Source organism: Halomonas stenophila, assembly GCF_014192275.1.
In the GTDB taxonomy this organism is placed as follows: Bacteria; Pseudomonadota; Gammaproteobacteria; order Pseudomonadales; family Halomonadaceae; genus Halomonas; species Halomonas stenophila.
This window is the reverse complement of record NZ_JACHXR010000007.1, coordinates 40360-56310: the sequence shown is the minus strand read 5'-3', so window position 1 is coordinate 56310 and position 15951 is coordinate 40360. Positions and strand designations below refer to the sequence as shown.

29 protein-coding genes, 1 other RNA gene and 1 pseudogene are annotated in these 15951 nt (G+C 66.4%); 28 read left to right on the top strand and 3 right to left on the bottom strand.

The annotated features are described in order from the left end of the window. The first annotated feature begins 90 nt into the window (after nucleotides 1-90). The 3 genes from FHR97_RS12890 (at nucleotide 91) to FHR97_RS12880 (ending at nucleotide 2263) form a co-directional block, all read left to right on the top strand. Nucleotides 91-891, top strand: coding sequence for a helix-turn-helix transcriptional regulator (locus tag FHR97_RS12890; protein ID WP_183384221.1), 801 nt, complete (start codon nucleotides 91-93; stop codon nucleotides 889-891). Nucleotides 892-1416: 525 nt separating this feature from the next. Next, the gene (locus FHR97_RS12885) at nucleotides 1417-1620 is read left to right on the top strand and encodes a hypothetical protein (protein ID WP_183384220.1); all 204 of its coding nucleotides are present in this window, start codon (nucleotides 1417-1419) and stop codon (nucleotides 1618-1620) included. 412 nt (nucleotides 1621-2032) lie between these two features. Then, a complete protein-coding gene (locus tag FHR97_RS12880) occupies nucleotides 2033-2263 on the top strand; it encodes a hypothetical protein (protein ID WP_183384219.1) in 231 nt (76 codons plus the stop codon). A 481-nt stretch (nucleotides 2264-2744) separates the two neighbouring features. Here FHR97_RS12880 and FHR97_RS20150 read toward each other — a convergent pair whose 3' ends face one another. Together FHR97_RS20150 and FHR97_RS20715 are read right to left on the bottom strand one after the other, a co-directional pair. Further along, complete coding sequence (locus FHR97_RS20150; protein WP_221187792.1) at nucleotides 2745-3161, bottom strand: S24 family peptidase; 417 nt, start codon at nucleotides 3159-3161, stop codon at nucleotides 2745-2747. A 96-nt stretch (nucleotides 3162-3257) separates the two neighbouring features. Next, nucleotides 3258-3485: pseudogene (locus tag FHR97_RS20715) on the bottom strand (helix-turn-helix domain-containing protein); the annotation flags it as partial. Nucleotides 3486-3648: 163 nt separating this feature from the next. On the opposite strand from FHR97_RS20715, the gene FHR97_RS12870 reads away from it, so the two are divergent. The 20 genes from FHR97_RS12870 to FHR97_RS12775 all read left to right on the top strand — a co-directional run bounded on the left by FHR97_RS12870 (nucleotide 3649) and on the right by FHR97_RS12775 (nucleotide 13111). After that, nucleotides 3649-4014 (top strand): helix-turn-helix domain-containing protein, encoded by a 366-nt coding sequence (locus tag FHR97_RS12870; RefSeq protein WP_183384217.1) that lies wholly within the window; start codon nucleotides 3649-3651, stop codon nucleotides 4012-4014. Nucleotides 4015-4016: 2 nt separating this feature from the next. Next, on the top strand, nucleotides 4017-4454 hold the full coding sequence (locus tag FHR97_RS12865; protein ID WP_183384216.1) for a hypothetical protein: 438 nt from the start codon (nucleotides 4017-4019) through the stop codon (nucleotides 4452-4454). Continuing rightward, entirely contained in the window at nucleotides 4451-6538 is a 2088-nt protein-coding gene (locus FHR97_RS12860) for a DNA-binding protein (protein WP_183384215.1), read from the top strand. Before FHR97_RS12865 ends, FHR97_RS12860 begins: the two co-directional genes overlap by 4 nt. Before the next feature lie 42 nt (nucleotides 6539-6580). Continuing rightward, nucleotides 6581-7300, top strand: a complete 720-nt coding sequence (locus FHR97_RS12855) for an AAA family ATPase (protein ID WP_183384214.1) — start codon at nucleotides 6581-6583, stop codon at nucleotides 7298-7300. A 2-nt stretch (nucleotides 7301-7302) separates the two neighbouring features. Continuing rightward, nucleotides 7303-7950: a hypothetical protein gene (locus FHR97_RS12850; protein ID WP_183384213.1), complete on the top strand. Its 648-nt coding sequence runs from the start codon at nucleotides 7303-7305 to the stop codon at nucleotides 7948-7950. Continuing rightward, nucleotides 7947-8336 carry a hypothetical protein gene (locus tag FHR97_RS12845; RefSeq protein WP_183384212.1) on the top strand — a complete coding sequence of 130 codons (390 nt, stop codon included), beginning with the start codon at nucleotides 7947-7949 and terminating at the stop codon, nucleotides 8334-8336. Before FHR97_RS12850 ends, FHR97_RS12845 begins: the two co-directional genes overlap by 4 nt. Beyond that, entirely contained in the window at nucleotides 8333-8569 is a 237-nt protein-coding gene (locus FHR97_RS12840) for a hypothetical protein (RefSeq protein WP_183384211.1), read from the top strand. The genes FHR97_RS12845 and FHR97_RS12840 overlap by 4 nt, the downstream gene beginning before the upstream one ends. Next, the gene (locus FHR97_RS12835; protein ID WP_183384210.1) at nucleotides 8566-9186 is read left to right on the top strand and encodes a hypothetical protein; all 621 of its coding nucleotides are present in this window, start codon (nucleotides 8566-8568) and stop codon (nucleotides 9184-9186) included. Before FHR97_RS12840 ends, FHR97_RS12835 begins: the two co-directional genes overlap by 4 nt. Then, nucleotides 9183-9479, top strand: coding sequence for a hypothetical protein (locus FHR97_RS12830; RefSeq protein WP_183384209.1), 297 nt, complete (start codon nucleotides 9183-9185; stop codon nucleotides 9477-9479). The genes FHR97_RS12835 and FHR97_RS12830 overlap by 4 nt, the downstream gene beginning before the upstream one ends. After that, nucleotides 9466-9981 carry a hypothetical protein gene (locus FHR97_RS12825; RefSeq protein WP_183384208.1) on the top strand — a complete coding sequence of 172 codons (516 nt, stop codon included), beginning with the start codon at nucleotides 9466-9468 and terminating at the stop codon, nucleotides 9979-9981. The genes FHR97_RS12830 and FHR97_RS12825 overlap by 14 nt, the downstream gene beginning before the upstream one ends. Before the next feature lies 1 nt (nucleotide 9982). Then, entirely contained in the window at nucleotides 9983-10237 is a 255-nt protein-coding gene (locus FHR97_RS12820) for a hypothetical protein (RefSeq protein WP_183384207.1), read from the top strand. Then, nucleotides 10234-10869, top strand: a complete 636-nt coding sequence (locus FHR97_RS12815; RefSeq protein ID WP_183384206.1) for a DUF3164 family protein — start codon at nucleotides 10234-10236, stop codon at nucleotides 10867-10869. Before FHR97_RS12820 ends, FHR97_RS12815 begins: the two co-directional genes overlap by 4 nt. Before the next feature lies 1 nt (nucleotide 10870). Beyond that, on the top strand, nucleotides 10871-11059 hold the full coding sequence (locus FHR97_RS12810) for a hypothetical protein (RefSeq protein ID WP_183384205.1): 189 nt from the start codon (nucleotides 10871-10873) through the stop codon (nucleotides 11057-11059). Further along, nucleotides 11056-11358: a hypothetical protein gene (locus FHR97_RS12805; protein WP_183384204.1), complete on the top strand. Its 303-nt coding sequence runs from the start codon at nucleotides 11056-11058 to the stop codon at nucleotides 11356-11358. Before FHR97_RS12810 ends, FHR97_RS12805 begins: the two co-directional genes overlap by 4 nt. Further along, nucleotides 11357-11422: hammerhead ribozyme type II (locus FHR97_RS12800), an RNA gene on the top strand. The genes FHR97_RS12805 and FHR97_RS12800 overlap by 2 nt, the downstream gene beginning before the upstream one ends. Before the next feature lie 9 nt (nucleotides 11423-11431). Then, nucleotides 11432-11842 (top strand): hypothetical protein, encoded by a 411-nt coding sequence (locus tag FHR97_RS12795; RefSeq protein ID WP_183384203.1) that lies wholly within the window; start codon nucleotides 11432-11434, stop codon nucleotides 11840-11842. Then, on the top strand, nucleotides 11839-12036 hold the full coding sequence (locus tag FHR97_RS12790) for a hypothetical protein (RefSeq protein WP_183384202.1): 198 nt from the start codon (nucleotides 11839-11841) through the stop codon (nucleotides 12034-12036). The genes FHR97_RS12795 and FHR97_RS12790 overlap by 4 nt, the downstream gene beginning before the upstream one ends. After that, nucleotides 12033-12443 (top strand): gp16 family protein, encoded by a 411-nt coding sequence (locus FHR97_RS12785; protein ID WP_183384201.1) that lies wholly within the window; start codon nucleotides 12033-12035, stop codon nucleotides 12441-12443. The genes FHR97_RS12790 and FHR97_RS12785 overlap by 4 nt, the downstream gene beginning before the upstream one ends. Then, nucleotides 12443-12847: a Mor transcription activator family protein gene (locus FHR97_RS12780; RefSeq protein WP_183384200.1), complete on the top strand. Its 405-nt coding sequence runs from the start codon at nucleotides 12443-12445 to the stop codon at nucleotides 12845-12847. Before FHR97_RS12785 ends, FHR97_RS12780 begins: the two co-directional genes overlap by 1 nt. Before the next feature lie 51 nt (nucleotides 12848-12898). After that, entirely contained in the window at nucleotides 12899-13111 is a 213-nt protein-coding gene (locus FHR97_RS12775) for a hypothetical protein (protein ID WP_183384199.1), read from the top strand. Between the two features lie 7 nt (nucleotides 13112-13118). Here FHR97_RS12775 and FHR97_RS12770 read toward each other — a convergent pair whose 3' ends face one another. Beyond that, complete coding sequence (locus tag FHR97_RS12770; protein ID WP_183384198.1) at nucleotides 13119-13388, bottom strand: nucleotidyl cyclase domain-containing protein; 270 nt, start codon at nucleotides 13386-13388, stop codon at nucleotides 13119-13121. Between the two features lie 263 nt (nucleotides 13389-13651). Between FHR97_RS12770 and FHR97_RS20620 the strand changes: the two genes are divergently transcribed. Genes FHR97_RS20620 through FHR97_RS12745 form a run of 5 tightly spaced genes read left to right on the top strand, consistent with a single transcriptional unit; the run spans nucleotide 13652 to nucleotide 15949 of the window. Continuing rightward, nucleotides 13652-14311: a hypothetical protein gene (locus tag FHR97_RS20620; RefSeq protein ID WP_183384197.1), complete on the top strand. Its 660-nt coding sequence runs from the start codon at nucleotides 13652-13654 to the stop codon at nucleotides 14309-14311. Continuing rightward, nucleotides 14308-14661, top strand: a complete 354-nt coding sequence (locus tag FHR97_RS12760; RefSeq protein ID WP_183384196.1) for a D-Ala-D-Ala carboxypeptidase family metallohydrolase — start codon at nucleotides 14308-14310, stop codon at nucleotides 14659-14661. Before FHR97_RS20620 ends, FHR97_RS12760 begins: the two co-directional genes overlap by 4 nt. Nucleotide 14662: 1 nt before the next feature. Next, nucleotides 14663-15283 (top strand): 3TM-type holin, encoded by a 621-nt coding sequence (locus FHR97_RS12755; protein WP_183384195.1) that lies wholly within the window; start codon nucleotides 14663-14665, stop codon nucleotides 15281-15283. A 16-nt stretch (nucleotides 15284-15299) separates the two neighbouring features. Beyond that, nucleotides 15300-15647, top strand: coding sequence for a hypothetical protein (locus tag FHR97_RS12750; protein ID WP_221187791.1), 348 nt, complete (start codon nucleotides 15300-15302; stop codon nucleotides 15645-15647). After that, nucleotides 15644-15949: a VpaChn25_0724 family phage protein gene (locus FHR97_RS12745; protein ID WP_183384194.1), complete on the top strand. Its 306-nt coding sequence runs from the start codon at nucleotides 15644-15646 to the stop codon at nucleotides 15947-15949. Before FHR97_RS12750 ends, FHR97_RS12745 begins: the two co-directional genes overlap by 4 nt. The last annotated feature ends 2 nt before the right edge of the window (nucleotides 15950-15951 follow it).

The following is a 15951-nucleotide window of genomic DNA, read 5'->3' as shown; positions in this document are numbered from 1 at the left end:
TCTATAGAGGAGCCCGACGCGGGCTCTTGTCCCTGTCTCCGCAAGCGTTGTTTCAGGCTCCGCAATCATCGCGGCCCCGAGGGGAACGCCATGTCACACACCCAGGCTCGCTGCAATCGCATCGCCCGTCGCTCAGGCGAGCATTGCCACGACCACCCCCAGTTGATGCTCGGGTGGCGCGGCGCCATGGACTACGAGTTCAGCCGGGGGAGCGAGCGACTGGTGCTCGGCCAGGCGGCCATCCTCCCTACCCGCGAACCGCATCGCTACCTGGGCCGGGGGGAGGACAGCGAGGTCCTGGTGATCGACCTCGACCGCGACGACCCCTGCCTGGCCTCGCTGGAGAAGAGCTGTGCCCTGGACCTGCGCGAGTCGCTGTTCGCCGAGCCCCGGGCGCTGAGTCTCCCGCCCACCTTGCTGCCCCTGGTGGCGTTTGCCACCGATCAGTTGAAACGGGCCCATCCGCCTGAGCAGCGTGCCCTGATCAACCAGCAGCTGGCAGTGCTGTTCGTCAGCCAGTGCAGTCAACTGCTCGCTCAGGGCGAGATGGAGGCGCTCAGACCCGGTCGCCTGTGCGCCGCGGCCCTCGATGCCTTCATCGACGAGCGCCTGCCCATGCCGCCCGACAATCGGGCCCTGGCCGAGGCCATGCACCTCGGCCAGAGCCAGTTGCACCTGCTCTGCCAGCGCCAGTTCGGCGTCACCCCGCAGCAATACGTGATGAACCGCCGTCTGAGCTGGGCCCGCCACTGGCTGCGCCATACCCGGCGGCCCGTGGGCGAGATCGCCCTCGACCTGGGCTTCGCCGAGGTCTCGAGTTTCTCCCGAACCTTTCGCCGCCGCACGGGCCATGCACCCAGTGCCGAACGCCGTGCCGGCAACGATCGCTGACTCCCCACGTCTTGCCGATGTCTGCTGCTCCGTCCGCCCCCCTGGCCCGGCACCGGGTGAACCCGCTTGCTAGGCGTCATGCCGGTCAATGAGAACAAATCCTGACAATGCTCCTGAAACATGCCTACGCTGAGATAGCCTGGATGGTGTTCTTTGCATGACAAGTCAGGGGGTGGTTGACCCCTTTCGCCGCCCTGCGTGGCGTGCGAACGATTACTCTCGATGACGGGACGTCCTGTTGATTCGCTCCGAGCGGGAAGCAGAGAGAGCGCGGGAAGTTGCTAGGCATCCAGAAGCGTGCACGCTTCGGCACCCTCCATGGCAAGTAATGCTCACTTCACCCCATGGGTGAGCATGTTGCCCACCAACACCGGTGGGCTTTTTTTGTCCATGGAAAATAAAGCTAATCACGATTAGGAAAACGGCAAACGCCTCTCGCCTGTCACATGAAATAAATTATTGTTTCAGTTGATTACATTAGACACTCAGGAATGGCTGATGCACAGGCCGGCTGCCGAGACGCGAATGTCAGCTGAGGATCTCGAGGCGTTCGATCATCGAGCCTTCGACGTGATAGGGGCGACGCCCCGTCACAGAGACGATCCCCGCGCGGGGATCTATGTCGTCTTGAAGGAGGAAGCCCCTTATGCCAGCCGTCTGCTGGTCGAGGTGGACGATCCCGACTGCCTGATCGCCCTCTCGGAGCTCAGGCGCCGCCTGGACCTGTAGCCGCTCAGACAAGGGAGGTGCGAGGCAGGACGCACCACCTCGGCTAACGCCTCGGCGGGGTGCCGATACCCTGCCGAATGCCTGCTGGACAAGCGGCCCCTCAGTCATTCCCCCTAGCCATTGATCAGGCGTTTTCTTGGGGCTTCTCCCGATAAATGGTCCGGCAACGACTGATAAAAAGCATGCCCTCGCCGGATCTCTCCATCGTGCGATGAACCATGCCTTTGGCGCGAACATCAATCGGGGAAATGTTGTCGAATTATCACGGTGACCAAGGAGTTGCCCACCACAGTCCCGGATGTTCCCGTTGCACTTGCTCAGTCGTGACCCACACCCGAAACCTGCAATCAGCGGCGCCGTTTACAAAAAACAAACTATCATTTCACAATATTACGAGAACAGAAGCGCGCCTATGCAGAAGCCAGCCTCCGAGAGGTACATCTCGGTTGAAGATCTCGATGGCATCGATCACCGAGCCTTTGACGTGATCGGTGTCATCCCTCGCAACCAGCGAGATCCTCGTTACGGGCTCTATGTCGTCCTGAAAGAGAAGCCGCCCTTCGCCACCCGGCTGCTGATCGAGGTCGACGACCCGGATAACAAGCACGTCCTCGCCCACCTGAGACGCCACCTCAAGCTGTAGCCTCCCGGCACGCTCTCGTCGTTATGCACGGGCCGCTCCCTGTCGCCCCCCCGCCCGCGTCGAAAGATCTGCCGGACCACCTCGAAGAGGCGGCCAAACTGAATCCGGTTGTCACACTGCTGCAAGAATCCTGAGCAATGATAAAGGTGCTATTGACGCACTCAATGGCAGCACTCAGAGAGGTTCCCGACTGGGAGCATTTGACAGGCCCGCCACATCGGCGGGTCTTTTTTTGGCAGGAAGGTGTGGGTTAGCAGAATCTATGGCACAGCGGCTCAATGTGGGACTACAAACGACGACCTGGGACAAACTGAGATGAGGGGCTAGGGAAAGAGCCAGGAAAGACAAGAGGTTGCGCCATTATAGACGCCGCTGGGCGGGGCGCATAGATCAGCGCATCAGTGCCAAAGCAGCGCGAAACAGAAAAAGGGCCGTCTCGGCATGAGGCGGCCCTTTTTGCTGGGTACTTGGCACTGGTCTGTCAGAGCCACCCTGCCGCCCAGACGGCGCGGCCGATGACCTCGAGCTCGACCATCCGCTCCTTGGGCACGGTGATTCGCTCGTAATCCTTGTTGGCGCTGATGATCTCCACCCCGTCGAAGCTGCGCTGCAGGCGCTTGGCGTAGAGGTGGTCGTCCAGGCGGATGACGTAGATGCCCTCGCCCTCGATGGTCGTCCTGGTGTGGTCGATCAGCACGGTGTCGCCGCTGTGCAGGACCGGCTCCATGGAGTCGCCATCCACGCGGATCGCCGAGAGGTGCTCGGGCGTCAAGCCCTGCTTGCGCAGGCTGTAGCGGGTGAACGAGAGGTTGGTGAGCACCCGGCAGTGATCGTTCCAGGCGCCGGCCCCGGCGCTGCACTGGGCGTCATAGAGCGGGACGAAGGCGTAGTCCTCCATCCTCTCGTCCCCACGCTGTTCGCCTAGATCGTGCGGTTTGGTGAGGGTCAGCGGGGCCTGGTCACTGCCGCCAATCATCTGGCCGCCGTAAGCAACCCAGTCCAGAGACACCCCCGCAGACAGGCAGAGCCTCGCCACTCCGGCGAACACGGGGACCGATTCTCCCGTGGTCCAGCGGTTCAGCGTAGACACCGATACCCCCGCGGCCTTCGCGGCCGCTTTGCGGCTGCCGATGCGGTCGGCAACCTCCGCAATCCGTGTTCCGATTCCATTCGTGGGATTCGGAACCGAGTTTGCATCACCGCCTTCCCGTTCCGTTTCCATTTAAGCACCTGATTTGTCTGAAAAATATCCATGAATGGGATGCGTGGTCACAAATTCGGGAATCGGAACTCCAACTATGGGTTGATGGGCACCCATTTTCGGGCTAGTGTTTATGGCAATTGCCAGGTTAGACAGCCCGAAAAAACGCCACCGAGGTGACGCCATGAAGTCCGAGATCCCTATCTCTCCCGAGCAGCGCTGGGAATGGATCAAGTACCAGTTACGCAGCACTGGCTCGAGCCTGAGCAGGCTGGCGGCGGAGTTGGACGTCTCTGACAGCGCTGCTCAGCTCGCTAAGTACGTTCCTTACCCGCGCATCGAGCGCGCCATCGCCGGAAAACTGGGGCGCACCCCGCTGGAAATCTGGCCCGAGCGCTGGAACGCCGATGGCACGCCTGCTCGACATAGGCCACAGCGGGCAGAAAAGCGAGCAGACGAACGCAAATCTGGTGAGCGCCCGGCCCATATATGCGCCAAGGATAGCGGTTCTAACGCTATTGCGCACCGTCAGTTCGCGCGGGGGGCATAACCATGCGCCGCGTAAAAGACCCCGCCACTCTGGATCTGTTCACGGTTCCCCAGCCTGTGGTGCCCACCCCGGGCAGCGGCAACTACGGCAGCCAGGTCAGCGAGCTGGTCGGCAATGTGCTGAAGCACGCGGGCATGGATCGCTACGAGGTGGCCGCGCAGATGAGCCGGCTCTCCGGCGATGACATCTCCAAACACATGTTAGACGCCTGGAGCTCGCCCGCCCGGACCGAGCACAACATTCCCCTGTATCGCGTGCCGCTCCTCGAGGAGGTGTGCCACTGCCACGATTTCACCGACTGGATGGTGCACCTGCGCGGCGGGCGCGTGGCCTACGGCCGTGAAGCGCTGGATGCCCAGTACGGCAAGCTGCAGCGGATGCGCGACAAGATCCAGCACGACATGCGCGAGCTGAAGAAGCTGATGGGGGAAGAGGAATGAACTGTCGAACCTCTCAACTGACCCGCGGCTGGTATACCGCCAGGGAGCTCGCCGGACTGCCTGGCATGCCCGGTACAGAGCGGGGCGTCAAGAAAGTGGCCGAGCGCCAGAGCTGGGAAGGCCAGCGCCGTCTCGGCACCAAGGCCCTGGAATACGCCTTCGCCATCCTGCCAGCGGAAACCCAGCAGGCACTGATCGCCCAGACGGTGGGCCAGAGCGAGTCCGAGGCGACAGAAGCCGAGCCGGTCGCCGAGCCTCAGGCCAATACCCCTGAAACGCGCCAGTTGACCGATGCCCAGCGCAAGGTGATGGGCGCCCGGGTGGCCTTCGTTCGCGAGATCGAGCGCATGACTCGGATGGTCAGCCAGCAGCGCGCCATCGAAACGTTAGTCGCCCTGGCTCAGGCCGACGATCTAACGCCGTATCTCGCCGAGCGGGTAGTGGTCGCCAACGATCGCAAGACCGACACCCGCACCCTTTCCGAGCGGACTCTCAAGCGTTGGGTGTCGGCCTTCAAGAAAGAGGGCGAGCGCGGCCTGGCCCCCAAGCGACGCAAGGCCGACATGAGCGTGCCGCCCTGGGCCGGCGACTTCCTCAAGCGCTACCAGCGCCCGCAGAAGCCGTCGGTCGAGGCCGCCTACCAGCAGCTGGTCGAGCAAACCGAGCCGCCGCACCCCAGCATCCACCAGGTGCGTCGCTGGCTGGCCAAGCTCAGCCCCGAGGCCCGCGAGCGCGGCCGCATGGGGCCGCGCGAGCTCAAGGCGCTGCAGCCGTTCAAGCGTCGCACCACCGAAGGCCTGTGGCCCAACGATGTGTGGGTCGCCGACGGCCACACCTTCGACGCCGAGGTAATCAACCCGCTGACCGGCCAGGCTTTCCGCCCCGAGGTCACGATGATCATCGACTGGGCCACGCGCCGCATCGTCGGCTTCGCCATCAACCTGGCGGAGAGCACCCTGGCCACCCTGGATGCCCTACGCGACGCCGTCAGCCGCGTCGGCATGTTCAACGTCTTCTACGTCGACAACGGCAGCGGCTTCGACAACGCCAGCGTCTACGAGGTGATCGATCGCCTGGGCGGCACCATCACCCACTCGCTGCCTTACAACTCCCAGGCCCGCGGCGTCATCGAGCGCGCCCACCAGTCGACCCTGGTGCGACTCGCCAAGGACATGCCCAGCTATATCGGCGCCGACATGGACCCCGAGGCCGCCGGCCGGGTGCACAAGCTGTCGCGCCGCGACATCGCCCAGGGCCTCAAGCCGGCCCAGCTGCCCACCTTTCAGGAATTCTTCGATCGCCTCTGCGCCGCCCTGGCCGCCTACGACCATCGCCCCCAAAAGGGCCTGGCGAAGATCCGCGACCTGGAGACCGGCCGGATGCGCCACCAGAGCCCCATGGAGGCCTGGGCATCGGCCTGCGCCGAGGGCTTCGAGGCGCTGACCGCCCCGGCCGATGTGGTCGCCTCGCTGATGCGCCCCCAGGAGATCCGCAAGACGAACCGCGGCGAGGTACGCATCAATTCCGGCATCTACTTCCTGGACGCGCTGCGCGACTTCCACGGCGAAGAGGTCAAGGTGGCCTGGGACTACCGCGATACCGCGGCCGTGGGCATCTACACCCTGGAGGGCGAGTGGATCGGCGAGGCACACCTCGACGGCAATGCCACCCCGGCGATGCCGGCCAGCATGATCCAGCGCGCCGCCGACAAGCGCGAGCAGGGCCAGCTCAACCGCCTGGTCAAGAAGGCCAAGACCATCACCGGCCAGGACGTGGAGATCCGCACCCTCGAGCCGGCGTCCCCGGCCGCGAGCAACGATCGGCAGCTCGAGGCCGGCCGCGCCAAGGCACGCGAGCTGGCCGCACCCCAGGCGCCGACCTTCCAGATTCCGCAGGACCCCACCCAGCGCTATCGGCTGTGGCAACAGCTCGATGCCCGGCTGAATGCCGGCGAAGCGCTGGGGGAAAGAGAGCAGCAGTGGTGGCAGAGCTACCCGAAGACCCCTGGATTCCGGGCGATCAAGAAGCTGCACGAGTTGGATGCCGGGGGACGGCAATCCCCCGGCACCCGGCGGGCCATGTAAGGGCATGGCCCATGACACCCAAGACCTCAAAAGGATGATGAGATGAGCGTCAATACCATTGTACCACTGACCAACGTGGGCCTCCTGGCGCAAGCCGTGGAGAGCGCCGCCAGCCGGCCGCCGGAACTGCCGGGCCTGGTGGTGATGTACGGCCCCAGCGGCTACGGCAAGAGCCTTGCCGCGGCCCGCTCCGCCAACCTGCATCGCGCCTACTACGTGGAGTGCCGCGAGAGCTGGACCAAGAAGGCCTTCCTGACCGCGATCCTGCGCGAGATGGGGATCATCCCCACGCGCACGCTCAGCGAGATGGTCGACCAGGTCGCCGAGCAGCTCAGCCGCTCCGGCCGGCCGCTGATCGTCGACGACGTCCAGTACGTGATCGACAAGGCCGCCGCCAACGTCCTCACCGACATCTACAACGCCAGCCAGGGCACGCTGATCCTGATCGGCGAGGAGCGCGTGCCGGCCTCCATGGCTCGCCTGGAACGCCTGCACAACCGGGTGCTGGAGTGGGTGCCCGCCCAGCCGGCCAACCTCGACGACGTTCGCCAGCTCGCCGAGAGCAGCTACCCCGACCTGGAGATCGACGACGACCTGCTCGACACCGTGGTGGCGAGGGTGCGCGGCTGCCTGCGCCGCGTGGCGGTCAACCTCTACCAGATCCACAGCGAGGCCCTGGCCAACGGCTGGAACCGGGTCGACCTGGACACCTGGGGGGATCGCGAGATCCACACTGGCCAACCGCCGGCGCGGAGGGGGTGAGCATGAGTCGCAAGCCCGTGCATCTCGAAGCGCAAGGCCCCAAGGGCAGCCGCCAGGCGATGTGGGAGGAAATCCGCCGCCTTCACCTGGCCGGCGAGCCGATCAACGCCCCCGACGTGCGGGGGCACCTCCAGGAGGTGGTGCCGGTCGGCCGCGTTCGCGACTACCTGACCGGCCTGGAGAAGGCCGGCTACCTGGGCCGCATCGCCGAGCCCCGGAAGAGCGGTCAGCCGGTGCAATACACCCTGGTGCGCGACGTGGGCGTGGAGGCCCCCCGCGTGCGCCGCGACGGCAGCGAGCCCGCCCAGGGCCGCGGCCGGGAACAGATGTGGCGCACCCTGCGCATCCTCGGCGAGTTCAGCGCCCGCCAGCTGGCCAGCGCCGCCAGCACCCCGGCGGTACCGGTGGCCGAGGCCACGGCCAGCGAGTACTGCCGCTACCTCAAGGCCGGCGGCTACCTGCAAACCGCCCGTTCGTCGGCCCCCGGCCAGGCGGAACGCTTCCGGCTGGTGGCCAGCCGCTGGAGCGGCCCCCGGGCGCCGATGATCCAGCGGGTCAAGCAACTCTACGACCCCAACACCGGCAAGGTTGTCGTGACCCGCGGCCTCCAGGGAGAGAACGGCGACAACGGCGACGGAGGTGACGCATGACGGCAACCGCATCGCATCGCACGCGTCCCGTGGACACCTCCGCCTGGGGCGACGAGCCCCCGCGTTGGATCCAGCTGCTGGCCGCCGAGGTGGAGGCCACCAGCCGCACCCTGGCCGGGCAGCGGATCGGCATGTCGCGCAGCGCGGTGTCTTTGGCACTGGCCAACCGCTACCCGAGCCCCAGCACCGCCGGGGTAGAGCGGCGCGTGCTCGCGGCCCTGGACGGCATCGAATGCCCCGCCCAGGGCGAGACCATCAGCACCCAGCAGTGCCGGGAGTACCGCGATCGCCCGGCCCCCACCCACAACCCCATGGCCATGCGCATCTGGCGTACCTGCCAGAGCTGCCCGCACAACCCCGACTGCCAGCAGGGAGGTGAGTCATGAACACCGTGCAGCCTCAGATTCAGCCCCGCACCAGCTACGCCGTGATCGGCGAGCCCGGCAATACCCACGGCACCCCGATCGGCCTGCTGATGGGACGAGACGGCGATGGCCAGAGGGAGCACGCCCTCTACGACCTGAGCCTCGAGCAGGCCAAGCGCCTGGCCGCCGAGCTGCAGAACACCATCTGGACTGCCGAGATGGAGATGGCAGGCCGTCGGGGAGGTGATTCATGAGCATCCGCGGTATCTGCCCCGAGTGCGGCTTCGGCGCCGACATGGCCGCCTTCGTCGCCCAGGGCGAACACAACCAGGCGCTGGCGGCGGCCCTGGAGATCCCCGCCCCGCTCGGCCCGCGCATCGTCCGCTACCTGGGCCTGTTCCGGCCGCCGAGCCGGGCGCTGGCCGGCGCCAAGGCGCTGCGCCTGCTGAGCGAACTGCGCGACACCATCGCCAGCGGCCAGATCGAGCGCAAGGGGCTCACTCGCCCCGCGCCGGTACCGGTGTGGGCCGCCGCCCTGGACCAGATCCTGGAGCGCCCGCCGACCAAGCTGCCGCTGAATGGCCACGGCTACCTGTTCGAGGTGGTGATGACGATGGCCGACAAGGCCGACGCCGAGCGCGAACGCAAGCGTGAGGAGGCGGCCCGTGGCGGTGCCAAACAGACCGTGAACGCCACCCCCGCGGTGACCCGCCATGAGCGTTCCACCGAGGACGTGCTCGCCGAGCATCGCCGCCTCGCCGGCCAGGGGCAGGCCAAGCCCCAGCCGCAACCGGGTGGCCCAAAACGGCTTGGCCAGCTGCTGGAGGACGCGCCGCGTCAGGAAGAACAACAAGAGGAGCGTGAGTCATGAGCATCGAGTCGGTTCCGATCATCCGCAATCCGTACAACCCACTGGCGCCGGCCGCCCGCCGCCCCCGCTACGCCTGCCCCGAGCATGGGCCGCTGGGCAGCAACGAGTACGACCTCGACCACCGCTGCACGCACTGCGGTCGGCCGATCCTCGCCATCCGCAAGCTCCGCGAGCGCCACGACAGCCTGGCACTGCCGCGCCACGACCTGGAGCGGATCCTCGACGAGTGCCGCTGCGCTCACACCGCCAACGCCCTGCGCGAGCTGATGGAGGCCCACGATGAGCATCTATAGCAACCCCGCGGTGGAGCACTACGCCGACCGCTTCATGCTGCTCGGCTTGGCCCGGGCCGGCATCAACCTGCTGCAGTACTTCGCCAATCCCAAGCGCTGCGAGGCCTGGGCGCGCTACCAGCAGCTGCGCCTCGAGCGGCACGGCTTCAGCTTTGACCAGTACCTGGCCGACCCCGAGCTCGGTGAGGAGCGGGCCCTGGAGCCGGAGCCGCCGCTGCAAGCCCAGCACGCCGCGATCCTGCGGCTCTGGGCCGGGCAGGACACCGGCTTGGCGCCGCGCGGCCACGAAGAGGGCGCCGCCACCCTGCCGGCCGGCTACCCGCCGCACCCCGAGGACTACCAGGACTGGCGCGAGCTGCTCGCCCAGTGGCGTGCCGAGGCCGAGCACGCCGAGCGGCCGCTGGCCCATCTGCCCCAGCGCAACGGCGCCTATGTGGAGCCGCTTCACCACCACCGTCATTGCCGCAGCGCCGCGGCCAACTTTGCCAAGCGAGGTGCCTGAGATGACATCCGTCAATCCCGCCCTGCGCCTGATCGAGGCCACCGAGATCGGTGAGGCCAGCGTCAGCCAGATGCTGCGCGACCTGGGGGCCGAACAGCGCGAACAGATCGCCGTGGCCATCGTCAGCAGCCACCAGTTCCAGCCCCGTGCCGCCTTCGTCTGCCTGCACGGGCCGCATACCCAGCGCTACCTGGACGCCATCGAACAGGTACGCCGTGACATCAAACTCGACCAGCGATATGGAGGTGCCAAATGAACGCCCCGAACCCTAAACGAGAGCAACAGATCCCCGAGGGCTATCGCCTGGATGCCAAGAGCCGCCTGATCCCCGAGGACCAGATCAAGCCGGTCGACAAGCTCCGCGACGAGCTGGTGCTGGCCATCGTCGGTCGCGCCACCGAGCTGCGCGACCAGCTGCGCGACTTCAAGGGCGACACCTTCACCGAGATCGAGGCCTTCGTGGAGACCTCGGCCAAGGAGTACGACGTCCAGATCGGCGGCAAGAAGGGCAACGTCCAGCTGGTCAGCTTCGACGGCCGCTACAAGGTGGTCCGCGCCATCCAGGAGAGCATCACCTTCGACGAGCGCCTCCAGGCCGCCAAGGGGCTGATCGACGAGTGCCTGCGCGAGTGGACCGCCGATGCCCGGCCCGAGGTGGCCACCATCGTCCAGGACGCCTTCCGGGTCGACTCGGCCGGCAACATCCGCACCGGCCAGGTGCTCGGCCTGCGCCGCCTAAACATCCAGGACAAGCGCTGGCTCAACGCCATGGACGCAATCAGCGATGCCGTCCAGGTGACCGGCTCCAAGAGCTACGTGCGGATCTACGAGCGGGTCGGCGACAGCGACCAGTACCGTCCGATCAGCCTTGATATTGCGGGGGTGTGAGATGGGACGCGAGCAACACAAGGGCGCCGACCTCAAGGCGAACTACCAGCGCCTGCGCGCCGATGTGCAGGCCGCCCGCGACAAGATCGGCGACACCCCGATGCCGTCCGCCGGATCCACCGCCGTTGCCCTGCTCGAGCAGGTGCTGCAGCGCCACCCGATCCACCCCATGGAGGACCAGCCGTCATGAATCCGATCGATCAACCACCACTCGATATGCGGGCCGATCCCGAAGAGGTCTCTCAGGCTTTCCAGGCGGCTACGCCCATCACCATCCGCGTGCGCCGCGCCGGCGGCGATGGCTACGCCGCCAGCGGCGGCGGGAAACGTGCCACCTGCACCTGGAGCCAGGAAGAGGCCGCCAAGCGGGTCGCCGGCAAGCTCTACGGCGAGGGCGGCTTCGAGCTGTTCCCCGCAGAGCTCACCGAGCGTGATGCAGAGAAGGGCGTGCTGAACATATACCGCGCCAACCTGCGACAGGACTCCTGAGCGAAACGCCCCCGCGCGGGGCGTCGTCCGGCGGTGGTGCGCTGGGCCTGATGAGCAGCCAGAGAGGTGACGTGTGAACAAGTGGCAGCAGCTCGAGGAGCAACTCAAGGGCGTATTCGGGGGCGCGACGATCCTGGCCGATGGCCACGAGGTGACCCTGCAGAAGCGCCTCGACGGCGAGAAGCTGGTGATCCAGGTCGGTGTGGACGGCTGGATCAGGGGCAAGTGGATGGACGTCGACGACCAGGGCAACCCGACGCACCCCGAGGGGCGCTTCTACTGCCCAATGCGCCGTCGCGCCTGGAAGCTCAAGGAGTACGCGAAGCTCAAGCGGGTGTTCGGCAAGAAGAAGGCCGACGAGATGACGGCACTGCGTACCGTGCTTGTCGCCCCTCACTGGAACAGCCCGAAGACGCTGATCAGCCACCTGCGCAAGCACTTCCCCGATCTCGAGCTGAAGGCACGCGACGAGGTGGCGTCATGAGCAGGGTTCGATTCACCGAGCTGGGACCTGAGCGCTGCTGCAGCAAGTGCGACGAGTGGTGGCCGGACGATGCCGAGTTCTACTACCAGAGCCGCGGCAAGAGTCGCCAACCGTGCAAGGCCTGCTATGAGCAACTGCCCTCTGTGATTGCCAAGAAACAGCGCCGCATGGTGGCCCAAGGAGTCCGCTCATGATCTCCCGCGGCAAGCTGGCCCAGATCCATATCGCCAAGGCGCAGCTGGGCCTCAGTGACGACGAGTATCGGGCGATCCTGGCGCGCACCGCTGGGGTGAGCAGTGCCAAACAGCTCACCAATCGCAACGTGGGCGCGGTGCTGCATGAGTTCCGGCGCCTGGGCTGGCAGCCCAAGCCGGCAAAGAAGGCGGGCCGCAAGGCGCCGCGCCCGCCGGCCACCCGCCGGGTGGTGATGGGCAAGATCGAGGCGCTGCTGGCCGATGCCGGGCGCCCCTGGGCCTACGCCGACGGCATGGCCCGGCACATGTTCCGGGTCGAGCGGGTCGATTGGCTCGACGACGACCAGCTGCAGCGCCTGATGCAGGCGCTGATCATCGACAACAAGCGGCATGGAGGTGAAGGCTGATGGCGGACGACAACCTGGACATGGGTTTCGAGATCCCCGAGGACGCCCTGGAGCGCCTCCAGGATCCCGAGATCCTGCGCAAGTGGCCGCAGGGGCTCTCGGACATGGTGACGGTGATCAGCGCCGCCCACCGCCGCGCCGGCGACGACGAGACCACCGCCCGGGCCCGCGCCTTTCGGGCGGTGCGGGCGCTGGCCCAGTATGCCGGCGGCCGCAGCCTCTACGTGCCCAAGGGCGAGGCGCTGGATCGCGCCCTGCGCGACCGGGGCATCTGGGAGCACTTCGACGGTACCAACATCACGGCGCTGGCGGCCCAGCACGACCTCACCGAAGTGCAGATCTACGCCATCCTGGCCGAGCAGCGAAAGCTGGCCCGGGCCCGGGTGCAATCCGAGCTGTTCTGATACGCTCAATTAGGTAGGCATCACAAACAGAATTCGGCAGGGGGCTTCACCATGAGTCACAGCGAGCGAGAGCGGCGTCACGGTATCAAGGGGCTCGATGTGATGGGCATCGTGCTGATTCTGCTGAGCGTGGTGCTGCTGCTGGCCTTCGGCCAGCCACAATCGGATCCGGTGCTGGGCGGCTATAGCCCTGGCGAGCTTGCGCCGCTGCTCCCCGCCGTGATCGGGGGCTGCCTGGTGATCGTGGCCCGGTTCAAAAAATAGACGTCACCTACAGGTTCCGATCAATTAGCATCAAGATGATGCCAATTCCCATCGATAGAAAACCTAGCCGTTCACGCCTGGTGTAGGCTCTCAGCATTTGCCTTGCTTTTTCGAGGGCGTCACCAGTTTTTTTAACTACAACAGTATCTTCTGTGCTTGCATCGTTGTTTCGAGGGATGCCAAATACTGCTACAAGGGCGACCCCCATTGCCTCGAGTACCATCCCGGCATTCGTCAAGTCGGAAAAAAAATCTGCGACGATCCAAACAATTTCCATGTCTGCGCCCTTACCCTGAAGTTAGGCATACCTTAGCTCAACAGGTATTGCCCCCGCAGCCTCGCCGCCAGACGCTCTAATACTTACGGTGCTTCTTGCATAAAGCGCCTGAATTCCGCGCCATCCCGAATCCTCCCTAGCCTGAAGGCTCACGACACCCGTTGAGCCATCTCCTTCCTCATCAGGCGAGGGCACCATGCTTCCCCATACACCTATCAACATGCTGTGCGCCGCCCCCCAGCCAAATGGCGTGGGGGTGTGATGTGGCCATTGATCGCCGGACCATTCTGGCCGCCATCGCCGCCGAGACCGCCGAGCGCAGCGGCCCCATGCCGGCCTGGCTGGTGCCCATCGCCGTCAACGCCAAGAGCAAGGCCGAGCAGAACGCCGTGGATGCCGAGCTGGTCGCCCTGCGCGCCGCGGGCCTGATCGACTATCACCGCGACGGCGGTACCGGCAGTGGCCTGGAGCTGACCGCCGAGGGTCGCCAGGCCCTCAAGGACCTCAACCAGGGCAAGCCAGAGATCACGCCACAGCCCAAGGCCGAACCGAAGGTGAAGCCCGATGCAGCCCGGCGTCAGTCGGCCGTCTCGGCGGTGGACCAATCGCCGGTCCCGCCCAAGAAACTAGGCCAGTACGCCTCCAAGCCATTGACTCGCCAGGGCTCCGAGGTGGACGAGTCGTCACCGGCCCCTGCACCGGCACCACCGCCGCCCCCTCCCGAGCCACCGGCGCCGCCCGCCGATCCCGAGCGGGTCGACCCCGAGCATCAACCCGAGCTGGCCGTGCTGCTCTGCGATATGGCCGGGCATCTCGCCGACGGCCTGCGCTCGGCCAGGATCGCCGGCGACCTCGAGCAGACCCAGCGCCTGAGCCAGCTGGCTCGCCGCCTGCAACGCCACACCGGAGGACCACGACCGTGACGCTTTCTACACACTTCTCGCGTAGCGAATTCGCCTGCGGCTGCGGCTGCGGCTTCGACACCGTCGACGCGGCCACCCTCGAGATCCTCGAGGCGGTGCGCACCCACTTCGGCGCCCCGGTGATCGTCACCAGCGGCTGCCGCTGCCCCGACCATAACGCCGCCGTGGGTGGGGCCTCCCACAGCCAGCACCTCTACGGCCGTGCCGCCGACATCAAGGTGCGCAACGCCACGCCCGCCACCGTGCATGGCTATATCGCCCGCCACTTCCCCGACGCCAGCCTGGGGCTGTACGGCACCTTCGTCCACGTCGACACGCGCAGCGATGGCCCCGCGCGCTGGGAGGGATGAGATGGATGAGTGGAACTGGAAGGATGCCGTCGCCGAGGTCGCCAAGGTCGCGCCCGCCGTGGCCACTGCGATTGGCGGGCCTCCTGCTGGTGGCATCACTGCTGGCGCCGCCCGCATGGTCACTGGCCTGCTGGGTGTCGAGAACGCTCCTGGCGGCCTGGTGGCAGCGGCTCAGGACCCGCAGAAACGCGCCGAACTGATCCGCATCGACCAGGAACACCGCCGCGAGCTGGAGAAGCTGCGCCTGGAGGCCGAGGCCGCCCAGGCCCAGGAAGAGACCAAGCGGCTCGCCGAGATCAATCAGACCATGCGCGCCGAGGCCGCCAGCCAGGACGGCTATGTGCGCCGCTGGCGACCGACCTTCGGCTACCTGGTGGCCATCGCCTGGGCGGTGCTCACCCTGGCCATCGCCGGGTCCATCGTCATGGCGCCGGGCGAGGCCGGCATCGTGGCCCAGGCCATCACCGCGCTGACGCCGATGTGGTCGGTGGCACTGGCGATCCTGGGCATCAACGTGAGCAAGCGCAGCCAGGACAAGCAGGTCGCCGCCGGGCAGTCGCCGGCGCCGGGCTTCATGGGCGCGATCGCCACCCGCCTGGCGGGCCGGCCGAAAGAACGATAACCAGGGACGCGGGGGAATGATGGATTCGATCGACTGGACAGCCGCCAAGTTTTTGTTCGACGTGCTCCAGGCGCTGTTCATGGCCGGGTTGGGCTTCTACGTCTGGTGGGCCAACAAGCACCGGGCCACGGGCAAGGCGATCGCGGAGGTCAATGGACGCATCGACGACCTCGACAAGCACGTCTCCCGGATCGAGCAGACGCTCGACAACCGACCGGGCTACTCCGAGATCGAGCAACTGCGCACCGAGATGGCCACCATGAACCGCGGCGTGGCCGAGCTGGCGGCACAGATGCAGAGCACCACGTCGCTGCTCAACCGCGTGCACGAGTACCTGCTGACCGAGAAGGGGAATCGACAGTGAACGACTACCAGGACTTCGAGACAGAGGGCCGCCGCTTGGGGATCCTGCGCATCCTGGCCCGGCGCAACCAGTACACCACCAACGAGTACTCGCTCAACGACGAGCTCAAGGGGGCCTATGCGCATATCGTCTCCCGGGATCGGCTGCACGCCGACCTGGCCTGGCTGGAGGAGCAGGGCCTGGTGATCACCCAGCAGCCCCGCGCCGGCTGGGTGATCACGCTGACCGCTCGCGGGGCCGACGTGGCCGAGGGCAACGCCCAGGTGCCCGGGGTGGCTCGTCCGCGCCCGGGCATCACCTGAGG